Origin of the sequence: Comamonas sp. BIGb0124 (genome assembly GCF_003752175.1) — a bacterium.
Lineage (GTDB): Bacteria > Pseudomonadota > Gammaproteobacteria > Burkholderiales > Burkholderiaceae_C > Comamonas_F.
The window spans coordinates 20493-31608 of the sequence record NZ_RJVF01000002.1 but is presented as its reverse complement, the minus strand read 5'-3'; the positions used below and the strand labels follow the sequence as shown (position 1 = coordinate 31608).

Here is an 11116-nt window from a genome sequence, read left to right as displayed (position 1 = left end):
CCGACCTCCGGATATGTCCTTTCTTTCATGCGCCGTGTTTTCCCTAGATTTGGAAAGATCTTTTCTGCAAATAATGCGTTGTGGACAAACTTGACCGATACGACCTCGCCATCCTGAAAGAACTGCAAGTCAACGCGCGGCTCACCAATGCCGAGCTGGCGCAGCGCGTCGGCTTGTCCGCGGCGCCTTGCTGGCGCCGTGTACGGGCCCTCGAAGAGGCAGGCATCATCACCGGCTACCGCGCCGTCATCGACCGCAGCAAGGTCGACCTGGGCGTGCTGGCCTTCGTGCGCCTGGATGCCGAGCGCATCAGCGGCGGGGCCGTACGGGATCTCGAGCGGGCCATCCAGGCGCTGCCGCAGGTCATGTCCTGCCACTACATCAGCGGCACGGGCACCTTCGAATTGCAGGTGGTGGCGCGCGATCTCGATGCGTTTTCGCAGTTCGCCCGCGATCACCTGTTCCACCTGCCCCACGTCAAGGACATGCAGACCAGTTTCTCGCTGGGCGAGATCAAGGTGGCGGGGGTACTGCCCCTGGCCGACTGAGACCGGTCAGGCGCTCGCCCGGGGACGGGCCATGCGCCGGCCGGATATCGCCCCTGCCGCGGCCGCCGCTGCGGCGCGGTCGCGTGGGCGTGACGTCATTGCCCCGGTGTCTTGCCGCGTGGCCAGAGGGCCCACAGGCGCAGGTCCTGCTTGAGCGTGCCGGCGACATCGCCCGCATCCGGGCCCCAGCCCACAAAGAAGTCGGCACGCACGGCGCCCAGGATGGCGCTGCCGGTGTCCTGCGCCATCACCAGCCGTTCGAGCGGCACCGTTGGCCCGGGGCTGGCCAGCCAGACCGGCGTGCCGTACGGAATGCTGAGACGGTCAACCGCGATCGAGCGGCCGGGCGTCAGCTCCACACCCTGGGCACCCCGCGGTCCGAAAGAGGCATCGACACCCGCCAGGATCTCCTGGCGGAAAAACACGTACCGGGGGTTGGTCCACAGCATTTCGTTGATGCGATCGGGATTCGCCGCGACCCAGGCGCGAATGCCGGGCCAGGTGGCATCCGTGATGGCGCGCTGCGACAGCAACCAGCTGCCGACACTGCGGTAGGGTTGACCATTGTTGGCGGCGTAGGCCACGCGCACGATACGCTGGCTGCCGTCGGGCTCGGTGATGCGCAGGCGGCCCGAGCCCTGGATGTGCAGGACGAGCGCTTCGATCGGGTCGTTGAGGTAGGCGATCTCGCGGCCCTTGAGCTGGGCCTGCACGGCGGGCTGGGTGTCGATCTGCTGGCGGGTGAACCAGGCCTTGCCCGAACTCAGGCCGGCCGGCGGCGTGTAGAGGGGAATGGTGAACGCGCCGCCGGGCTGCCGCATGGCGGGGATGATGGGTTCGAAATAGCCGGTCAGGAGACCGTTGGCGGGGGCCGCCTGGCCGGGCAGCGGTTCGATCCGATAAGGCTGCCAGTACGTCATCAGCCAGGTGCGCTGTTGCTCGGGCGTGGCGATGCTCAGGTGACGCACGCTCTCGCAGGTGTAGGCAAGAGCGGGCGCCGGTTTTTCGCAGCTCTTGATCCAGGCGTTCCAGGCCTCGTGCAGGCTGTCTTTCGAAAAGCCGGGCAGGTCCTTCCAGCGCACGGGTATCCACTGGCTCTTGGGCTGGCTGATCGCAAGGGGCAGGGGCGCGTCGTCGGCAGGCAGGGTGGAGGGCAGATCCAGGGGCGGCGTGGCGCCTCCGAGTTCGGGAGGCGGCGGTGCCTTGCTGGCGCAGGCTGCCAGGATCAGGACCACGGCGCCTGCCAGAAGGCGTCCGCAGACGGCGGGCTTCAAGCCGGTGGCAAACAAACGAAGGATTCCGGAACGAGTGAACGGCGTGCTGTGCATGGGGGTCGATTGTGCGCGATGGTGGACGACATTCACACGTGACGGCGTGCCCAGAAAAAAGCGGCATCGTGTGCCGCTTGAGTGTGCCGCACAGGCCTGAGGGCCTGGTGCGTGCGAATAAAAGAACCGTTGTGTGGCGCCCTGACGTGAAGGAGGGAGGGAGGGAGGAGGAGGAATGCACCTCAGGATTCCATCCGGGGTTGCCCCGGAAGTCCACACAACAGTGAATGAAACTGGTCAATGACGGATGATTGGCATCTCGTTTGAAGGTTGTTAGACAGAGGCTTTTCTATCGGGCATCTTGTCTTGCGATCCAGTCCGATAGACCATCGGGGTTTGGGACAGTTCCGCTGAAGTTGAATTCATTTGTGAAAAATTGATTCCGCTCCGCGTTGTGTTTGCAAGCCGTCGCCTTTGATCTCTACGCACTATTCTGCAGATTTTTTTGGGGTGGTTTTGAAGCTGCGGCGTTGTCCTACAGAGCTTCATTGCCGGTGTGCCGAGGGGGCCGAAGCGCACGCGCGCGCGTTCGCCCAGACCGGTTTTTCAAGCCGAGGCATCCCTGCCGGACCGGCAAAAAAGAAGCCGGATGTCGCAGGACATCCGGCCGCTGGGCTGGCGCGATTCGTCGAATGGGGCGCCGCTCCCGCTGGGGGCGGCGTCGACGCGAGGCAGGCTTATTCGAGCTTGATGTTGTTGGCCTCGACCACCTTGGACCAGCGTGCGCGTTCCTGGTTGAAGAACCGATCGATCTGGGCCGGTTCCATCGGCGAGACTTCTGCGCCCTGGGCTTCGAAGCGGCTCTTGATGTCGGCCGAGTTCACGATCTTGAGCAGTTCTGCGCTGAAGCGGTTGACGATGGCATCGGGCGTGCCGCGCGGGGCCATCACGCCCTGCCAGCTGCCGCTCTCGAAGCCCTTGGCGCCTTGCTCGGCCAGCGTGGGCACTTCGGGGATGACCGGCATGCGGGTGGCCTTCGAGATGCCGATGAGCTTGAGGTTGCCGTTCTTGACGTGCGGGTAGGTGGCCAGCATGCCGTTCATCAGCACCTGCGTGACGCCGGCGACGGTGTCCTGCACCGATTGCGAGCCGCCCTTGTAAGGCACATAGACCCAGTTCGCACCGGTCAGGCGCTCGAGCTCGAGGCCGGCCAGGTGGGCGGCGCTGCCGGTGGCCGTGACTGCGAAATTGAGGTTGTCCTTCTTGGCCAGTGCGAGCAGTTCCTGCAGGTTGTTGGCCTTGACCGAGGGGTGAACGACCAGCAGGTGAGGCGAGTACGCCAGCATGGCGACGCCGCGCAGATCCTTCGAGGGGTCGAAGGGCAGCTTGGGGTAGACCGAGGGGCTGATCGCCAGCGAGCCGAGGTCGGCCAGCAGGAAGGTGTAGCCGTCCGGCGCGGCCTTGGCGGACAGGTCGGCTCCGATGTTGCCGTTGGCGCCGGCACGGTTCTCGACGATCACCGGCTGGCCCAGCGCCTGCGACAGCGGTTGGGATACGGCGCGGGCAATGATGTCCGAGCTGCCGCCGGGGGTGTACGGCACGATGATGCGGACCGGGCGAGTGGGCCATTCGTCCGCAGCCTGTGCGGCGGTCGGCACGGCGGCAAGGCCGAGTGCCGTGGTGGCGGCGAATGCCAGGCTGGCGACTACGGTGGTGCGCCGGGAAGCGTGGAACATGGACTGTCTCCTGTTTCTGATGAACCCTCGACGAGAGCGGCACGGCCTGTGCTGCCGGGTCGTTTGAATGCGACCTCGCCCGTCTTGATGTCGGTCATCGTATATGCAGGTCGTGAGGCCCAAACCTAGCGCTAACCCTAGGGGTCAAGCGCGAGGATCATCGGTAAATCGAGGGGTCTGAGTCCTGCAATAGGAGCAACGTGTGAAGGGGGACCCCAAATCCGGTAATGATTACGATGTCATACAAGTAGAGGTGTAAAAAAACCGGCTGCTGCCGGTTTTTCCTGCGCTCTTCAGTCGAGCCAGCCGCGTCGCCGGAAGTACCACAGGGGCAGCAGCGCGCTCATGATCATCAGCACGATGGCGTAGGGGTAGCCCAGGCGCCACTGGGTTTCGGGCATGTTGGCGAAGTTCATGCCGTAGACGCTGGCGATCAGGGTCGGCGGCAGCAGCGCGACGCTGGCCACCGAGAAGATCTTGATGACCTTGTTCTGGTTGATGTTCAGAAAACCGATGGAGGCGTCCATCAGGAAGTTGATCTTGTCGAACAGGAAGGTGGTGTGGGATTCGAGCGAATCGATGTCCCGCATGATCTGGCGTGCCTCTTCGAACTGCTCGGCGTTGAGCATGCGGCTGCGCATCATGAAGCTCAGGGCGCGCCGAGTGTCCATCAGGTTGCGGCGAATGCGTCCGTTGATGTCTTCCTGACGCGCGATGGTCGCCAGGGCCGCTTCGGCCTGGCTGTCGCTGACCTTGCCCTTGAGCACGCTGGCGCTGACCTGCTCGAGCACGTCGTGCACGTTCTCGAGCGTGTCGGCCGAGTACTCGGCGTCGGTGTCGAACAGCGCCAGCAGCACTTCCTTGGCATCCTCGATCAGGCCGGGCATGCGGCGTGCACGCATGCGCAGCAGGCGGAACACCGGCAGGTCTTCCTTGTGGACCGAGAACAGCACCCCCTTGCTGCGCAGCTCGGGGTTGGAGAGATTCATGATGAAGGCCACGCGGATCGAGCGCGGCGTTTCATGGTCGTCGATCAGGAAGTCGGACCGGATGTGCAGTTCGCCGTTGTCTTCTTCGTAGAAACGGGCGGATTCCTCGATGTCGTCATCGAGTGCGTCGGCGGGGATGTTGACGCCGAAGTGCTGCTGGATCCAGCGGATTTCCTCGGGGGAGGGGCTTTCCAGATCGACCCAGATGGGCTTGAAACGGGCCAGCTCTTCGAGCGATTCGATTTCTTCCTGGAACAGGCGGCCGTTGACCAGGGTAAAGATATTCAGCATGGGGACTCCCGGCAAGGGTAAGGCAGGCGAAGGCCTGCCGGACGATGGGTGGCGGTGATCGAGGCTGCTTCCGCGACCACCTTGCCGGGGGCGCGGAAGCTAGCGACTCGGACTCGGACTGGCTTCCAAAATGCTTTCCTGATTGAAGGGGATCGGGCGGCGCGACGCGTTGCCGCGCATCGGGCTGCGCCCGCGCCGGGGGCGGGCAGGCGGGATTATGTCACTGCTGCACGCTGCCGGGCACCGAAACCGGCGCCGGCGGCCATGGCGGCGTCGGGACTGTTGTGTAGGAGTCGCGGGCGAGCGCGAGGTTCCGTTGCGGCGCGAGGTCATGCGGGAGACAGCAGGGCCAGCAACTCGTCCTGGCGGGCACGTGCGTCGTCGGCGCCGAGCGCCATGAGGGCCTTCACGAAGGCCGGCTCGAACAGCATGTAGCTGGCCAGTGCGGCGCCGGAACCGTGGAAGGCACCCAATCCCTGCAGGGTGTGGCGCGTGGCCGCAGGCAGCGCGTGGACGTGCCGCTCGGCCAGGGCATCGAGCGATTGCGAGGGCTGCATCAGGACGATCTGCACCGGGCGGTAAGGCCACTGTTCGCGTTGAGCCTGCGGCAGCCGGGCGAGCGCCCGGTTGATGCGCTGCGCCTGTTCGACGTCGGCCTGGAGGGCGTCGTGGAATACGCTGCCCATGGCGTGCCCGGCCACGGCGCCGAGCGAAGGCGGGCCGGTCCGTGTGGCCGCTGCCGCCCGTTGAGGACGCTGCGGCTGGCCGACGCCGATGACCAGGATGCGGCCGGCGCCCTGGTAGAGCGCGGCCGACAGCGGGGCGATCTGCCGCATCGAGCCATCGCCGAAGTAAGTGGCAGGGCTGACTTCGTCCTGGGCGGGCGGGCTGAGCGCCACGGCGGGCATCAGGAAGGGCAGGGCGCTCGAGGCCAGCAGGTGCTGCGCCGTCAGGCGCTGTTGCACGATGCGCCGTCCGGACCTCCACCATGACGCGGGCGCGATTTCACCCTGGGGCACCGTGTGTGCCGCCTGCTGGAAAAAGGTCCAGTGCTCACCCGTGGCGTAGCTGGAAGCCGTCACGCCCAGCGCCTGCAGGCGGCCCGAGTCGAGGTTGGCACCGATGCGTTCGAAGTCGATCAAGCGCGTGAGCGTGCCGGCCAGCGGGGCGCTGTCGAGGAACGAACCCTGACGACGGGCTTCCGTGACCAGGCTGTAGGCGGTGGCGATGCGGCTCCAGCGGACCCAGGGCGAGGTGCGCAGGCTGTAGACCTGTTCGGAGTGCACATGGCGCCAGAAGCGGGCGAGCTGGACCAGGGCCTGGCTGCCCTGATGGGCACGCGAAGCCAGGAAGGCGGCGTTGATGGCGCCTGCCGACGTGCCGAGCAGGATGCCGAATGGAAAGGGGGATGCGGGCGGCCGTTCGAGCGGCGCGTTGCGGGCGAGGTGTGCCGCGCGCAACGGGTCGCGGTGTCTCAGCAGGCGGGCCACTTCGTGCAGCACGCCGGCCTGGTAGGCCGTGCGGGCACCGCCGCCCATGAGCACCAGGGCGCACGGGGTGCGTGCGGCGGCCTCGGCAACCGGACCTTCTGCCATGGCGTTACGCCGGCGTGCCAGCCGCCCGCGGGCGGCCGCCGAAGATGGCGGTGCCGACGCGCACCAGCGTGCTGCCGGCCTGGATGGCCGCTTCGAGGTCGCCGCTCATGCCCAGGGACAGCGTGTCCCATCGGGGGGGATGGCCACCGCCAGCAGGCGGATCCTGCTGCAGCGCCAGAGCCACCGAATCGAAGACGGCCTTGGCCAGCCGATGGCGTTCGACCTGGGCCGCATGGCCTTCCACCGGTTCGGGAATGCTCATGAGGCCGCGCAGCACCAGGTGCGGCAGGCCGGCCACCGCGCGTGCCAGCGGCAGGATGTCTTGCGGCGCCGCGCCCGACTTGTTGGCGCCGCCGTCGACGTTGACCTGCAGGCAGACCTGGAGGGGGGGGCGGTCGGCCGGCCGCTGGTCGGACAGGCGCTGTGCGGTCTTGAGCCGGTCGATGGTGTGCACCCAGTCGAAGTGTTCGGCGACCAGGCGGGTCTTGTTGCTCTGGATCGGGCCGATGCAGTGCCACTGGATGTCCTCGCGGCGGGGGTGGCAGCCGGCGCGCAGGGCGGCGATCTTGTCGCAGCCTTCCTGCACGTAGTTTTCGCCGAAGGCCAGTTGCCCTGCGGTCAGTGCGTCGGCGACCGCATCGGCGCCGAAAGTCTTGGAGACGGCCAGCAACTGGACGCCGTGCGGATCGCGGCCTGCAGATCGGCAGGCCTCTTCGATGCGCCGGTGGACTTCGGTCAGAGCGTGCGCAAGAGTGGTCAAGGCAGGGGGATTCATACAGAATGGGTCAAAACGGAAAAGCGGTATTGGCAAGCGTCGCGCAACAGGGAGCAGGATGCAAATCGACGATCTTCTGGGATGCGCGCTGGCGCGGCAGGCCTCGGATATCCACGTGTCGGCCGGCCTGCCTCCCCTGCTGCGCGTGCAGGGCAACCTGCAGCGCCTCGATGCCCCGATTCTCGGCGATGCCGCCATGATGCACCTCGTCGGACAGATCCTGAACGAGGAGCAATACCTACGGTTCCAGGCCGGACAGGAGGTCGACGCCTCCCTGTCGTTCGAAGGCCGTGCCCGTCTGCGGGTCCATGCCTTTCATCACGCGCGCGGAGCGGCCCTGGCGCTGCGGTGCCTGCCGCATGCGGTGCCGACGCTCGAGCGTGTCGCCGCGCCGGCGCAACTGGCCGACCTCGCGCTGCTGCCTCGCGGGCTGGTGCTGGTGTGCGGGGCGACGGGGTCCGGCAAATCGACCACGCTGGCGGCCCTGGTCGACCACTACAACACCCATCGCGCCGGCCACATCCTGACGCTCGAAGACCCGATCGAGTTTGTCCATACGAGCCGGAAGAGCCTCGTGAGCCAGCGTGAAATCGGGCGGCATGCACCGAGTTTCTGCCGTGCTCTCGAAGCTGCGCTGCGCGAGGATCCCGACCTCATCATGGTGGGCGAACTGCGGGGACTCGAGACCATCCGTCTGGCCCTCACGGCCGCCGAAACGGGCCACCTCGTGCTGGGGACGCTGCACACCGCCAGCGCCGCGCAGGCGGTCGATCGTCTGGTGGATGCGTTTCCCGGAGCGGAGCAGCCTGCGGTGCGAGCCATGCTGTCCGAAGCGCTGCAGGCAGTCGTGGCGCAGGCGCTGCTGCCAGAGCAGGACGGTGCGGGCCGCGTGCCCGTGCACGAGATCATGCGGGCCACGCCGGCGGTCCGCAATCTCATCCGGGAGGGTAAGACGGCCCAGCTCTACTCGGCGATCCAGTCCGGACAGGCGCAGGGCATGCAGACACTGGACCAGAGCCTGGCCGCGCAGGTGGCCCGCGGGCGGGTTTCCGCCGAGGTGGCGCGGACGCTGGCCCGCTATCCCGACGCCATCGCCGGCTGAGCGCAAAAGCGGCCTGTACGCTATCCTTCTTGCTGGTGGCGTGCCGCGGGCCTGATGCAGGCGCATGCGGCAACGCCGTGTCCAGACCGTTTTTTATTTTGTTTAGCACGCCATGAGCAGCATCCAAGCCAAGAGTTATTCTGCCGTTCCCGCCCGCAAAGTCGCCTTTCTGGGCCTGGGTGTCATGGGTTTCCCCATGGCCGGCCACCTGGCGCGTGCAGGCCACGAGGTGACGGTCTACAACCGGAGCGTAGCCAAGGCCGAGGCCTGGGCCGCCGAGTTCGGCGGCCGCCATGCACCTACCCCGGCTCAGGCTGCGGCCGATGCGGACATCGTGTTTGCCTGCGTCGGCAATGACGACGATCTGCGCAGCGTGGTGCTGGGCGAGCAGGGCGCATTGGCCGGCATGAAGGCCGGCGCCATCTTTGTCGACCACACCACGGCATCGGCCGATGTGGCGCGGGAGCTCGACCAGGCGGCACGCGCGCTGGGCCTGCAATTCATCGATGCCCCCGTGTCCGGCGGCCAGGCTGGCGCTCAGAACGGCAAGCTGACCGTGATGTGCGGCGGCGATGCGGCGGCTTTCGAGGTCGTCGCACCGATCGCCGATGCGTTTGCACAGGCCGTCACGCTGCTGGGCCCCAGCGGCTCGGGCCAGTTGGCCAAGATGGTCAACCAGATCTGCATTGCCGGCATCTGCCAGGGCCTCAGCGAGGCCATCGCCTTTGGCCAGCGCGCCGGACTCGACATGGAACAGGTGCTGGGCGTCATCGGCAAGGGCGCCGCGCAGAGCTGGCAGATGGACAACCGGGGCAAGACCATGGTGGCCGGCCGCTTCGATTTCGGCTTTGCCGTCGACTGGATGCGCAAGGACCTGGGCCTGGTCCTGCAAGAGGCCAAGGGCAACGGCGCCCGCTTGCCGTTGACGGCGCTGGTCGATCAGTTCTATGCCGATGTGCAGCAGATGGACGGCGGCCGCTGGGACACCTCGAGCCTGATCAAGCGGCTCAAGTAAGCCGGACGACGGCACGGCGGGCCGAATCGGGCCCGCAGGTGCCGGTCAGGGCGCGGCAGTGCCTTCGCGGTAGTTGTCGCCCAGCGGCGAGACGTTGGCCGGATTGGCCGGCGGGACGGTGCTGGTTTCCTGCGGCTCGCCCTGGATGCGTTGTTCTTCGGTGATGATCTCGAGCACCCGGACCACGCGCTGCACGCCCGGTACGCTGCGCACCGTATCGGCTGCCGAGTCGGCTTCGCGCTGGGTGACCAGGCCCAGCAGGTAGACGGTGCCGCGTTCGGTCGTGACCTTGAACGACGTGGCCGACAGTTCCTTGTTCTCGATCAGTGCACCCTTGACGCGTCCCGTGAGCAGGCCGTCGGAGCTGCGTTCCGTCAGCGTCGCGCTGTTGGCGACCTTGAGCTCGTTGAACACCGTGCGCACGTTCTCCACATCGCGCGTGATCTGCTCGATGCGCTGGCGATGGGTTTCGCTGGGCACCGAGCCCGTCAGCAGGACACGCCGGTTGTAGGCGGTCACATTGACGTGCACGTTGTAGGCATAGACGTCGCGGATGTTGCTCGATGCCTTGAGTTCGATCGTCTGGTCGTCGAGCTGGGCACCGGGGGTGCGGCGATCCGCGACCACCAGCGCACCGCCGCCGACGGCGCCCACGGCCAGCGGGAAACACGCGGTGAGCGCCGTCGACGTGACCGCGGCGGCCAGCAGGATGTAGATGATGCGTTTCATGCTCAGGTGTCCTCTCCAAGTAGCTGCACATCGATCCCGTCGCACAGGCCATGCAGAATCTGGAGCTGCAGTTCCTGGACACGGGCCGGGCGGTTGTGCGGGATGGGGATATGGATATCGGTATCCTGGAGTTCGTTCCCCCAGTCCAGTTCCGGATGGCGTCCGGCCAGCAGGATGACGGTCATCTCGCGCTCGTGAGCAGCCATCACGGCGGCCTGGAGCGGGGCGGCATCGGTCAGCGCGGCCCGGGCATCTGCGAGCAGGACGGCGACATCGCCGGGCTGGCCCAGCGCGCGGACCTGACGGGCCAGCAATTCGGGCGTGTTGTCGAGGGCGACCGCCGGCAGCTCGGGGCGTTCCCGCTCGAAGCCGCCGATGAAATGGCGGGCGAAGAGGCTGGAGAGCCCGCTGCCCTGGTCGCCGGCCAGCACCTTGCCGCCGCTGGTCACGCAGACCAGCAAGGCCTGCAAGGCTTCGGCCATGGGTTTGGACAGGCCTTGCGCCAACTGGTAATTCAGATCTGCACTGTCGATGAAGTGCTGGTGGATGCGCTGCTCTAGCATGGGCGCGATGATACCCGCTGGCGGTGGCCGTGCGGCGCAGGATGGGACGCCGTGCATCGCGTTGTACCGGGCAGGGGGGGCGCCAGGGCCGGACGGCCGGTGTCGGCGGGATCAACCGGCCTCGAAGGCGCCGCGCAGCCAGGTGATCCGGATCGGCTCGCCGTCGAGCAACACGGCGTCGAAGCGGCAGGGCGCACGCGAGCCGGTGCGCATCAGGTAGTGGCGTGCGGCCAGGACGATGCGGCGCTGTTTGAGGGCGCCGATGCTGGCGCCTGCTCCACCCTGGGCGTCCTGTCGCCGTTTCCGGACTTCGACGAAAACCAGGGTGCCGTCGCGGTCTGCCATGACCAGATCGATCTCGCCGCCGCCGCGTCCGGGCGTGCGGTAATTCGCTTGCAGCAGGCGCAGGCCCTGCGCTCGCAGATAATCACAGGCCAGCCTCTCGGCGGCGGCGCCTCGCTCATGGGTCGAGCCCGGCTGCCCGCCGGTCTCCGTTCGAGCCACG

At 67.0% G+C, this 11116-nt stretch carries 11 protein-coding genes; 3 read left to right on the top strand and 8 right to left on the bottom strand.

The genetic code is table 11. The annotated features are described in order from the left end of the window. Positions 1 to 80 precede the first annotated feature (80 nt). Positions 81 to 548: an Lrp/AsnC family transcriptional regulator gene (locus EC845_RS00910; RefSeq protein WP_123295351.1), complete on the top strand. Its 468-nt coding sequence runs from the start codon at positions 81 to 83 to the stop codon at positions 546 to 548. A gap of 95 nt (positions 549 to 643) precedes the next feature. On the opposite strand, the gene EC845_RS00905 is transcribed toward EC845_RS00910, so the two are convergent. The 5 genes from EC845_RS00905 to EC845_RS00885 all read right to left on the bottom strand — a co-directional run bounded on the left by EC845_RS00905 (position 644) and on the right by EC845_RS00885 (position 7187). Continuing rightward, positions 644 to 1837 carry a murein transglycosylase A gene (locus EC845_RS00905; protein WP_233597892.1) on the bottom strand — a complete coding sequence of 398 codons (1194 nt, stop codon included), beginning with the start codon at positions 1835 to 1837 and terminating at the stop codon, positions 644 to 646. A 716-nt stretch (positions 1838 to 2553) separates the two neighbouring features. Then, entirely contained in the window at positions 2554 to 3552 is a 999-nt protein-coding gene (locus tag EC845_RS00900) for a tripartite tricarboxylate transporter substrate binding protein (RefSeq protein WP_123295349.1), read from the bottom strand. 293 nt (positions 3553 to 3845) lie between these two features. Then, positions 3846 to 4832 (bottom strand): magnesium/cobalt transporter CorA, encoded by a 987-nt coding sequence (corA, locus tag EC845_RS00895; RefSeq protein WP_123295348.1) that lies wholly within the window; start codon positions 4830 to 4832, stop codon positions 3846 to 3848. Positions 4833 to 5161: 329 nt separating this feature from the next. Continuing rightward, entirely contained in the window at positions 5162 to 6427 is a 1266-nt protein-coding gene (locus EC845_RS00890; RefSeq protein ID WP_123295347.1) for a patatin-like phospholipase family protein, read from the bottom strand. A gap of 4 nt (positions 6428 to 6431) precedes the next feature. Next, complete coding sequence (locus EC845_RS00885) at positions 6432 to 7187, bottom strand: YggS family pyridoxal phosphate-dependent enzyme (protein WP_370451219.1); 756 nt, start codon at positions 7185 to 7187, stop codon at positions 6432 to 6434. 73 nt (positions 7188 to 7260) lie between these two features. Between EC845_RS00885 and EC845_RS00880 the strand changes: the two genes are divergently transcribed. Both EC845_RS00880 and EC845_RS00875 read left to right on the top strand, forming a co-directional pair. Then, on the top strand, positions 7261 to 8304 hold the full coding sequence (locus EC845_RS00880) for a type IV pilus twitching motility protein PilT (protein WP_123295345.1): 1044 nt from the start codon (positions 7261 to 7263) through the stop codon (positions 8302 to 8304). 112 nt (positions 8305 to 8416) lie between these two features. After that, a complete protein-coding gene (locus tag EC845_RS00875; protein WP_123295344.1) occupies positions 8417 to 9319 on the top strand; it encodes an NAD(P)-dependent oxidoreductase in 903 nt (300 codons plus the stop codon). A gap of 45 nt (positions 9320 to 9364) precedes the next feature. Here EC845_RS00875 and EC845_RS00870 read toward each other — a convergent pair whose 3' ends face one another. From EC845_RS00870 to EC845_RS00860, 3 genes are all read right to left on the bottom strand, one after another. Then, on the bottom strand, positions 9365 to 10048 hold the full coding sequence (locus EC845_RS00870; protein ID WP_123295343.1) for a BON domain-containing protein: 684 nt from the start codon (positions 10046 to 10048) through the stop codon (positions 9365 to 9367). 2 nt (positions 10049 to 10050) lie between these two features. Beyond that, positions 10051 to 10611 carry a phosphoheptose isomerase gene (locus EC845_RS00865; RefSeq protein ID WP_123295342.1) on the bottom strand — a complete coding sequence of 187 codons (561 nt, stop codon included), beginning with the start codon at positions 10609 to 10611 and terminating at the stop codon, positions 10051 to 10053. A gap of 111 nt (positions 10612 to 10722) precedes the next feature. Next, positions 10723 to 11115, bottom strand: a complete 393-nt coding sequence (locus EC845_RS00860; RefSeq protein ID WP_233597891.1) for a YraN family protein — start codon at positions 11113 to 11115, stop codon at positions 10723 to 10725. Position 11116 lies beyond the last annotated feature (1 nt).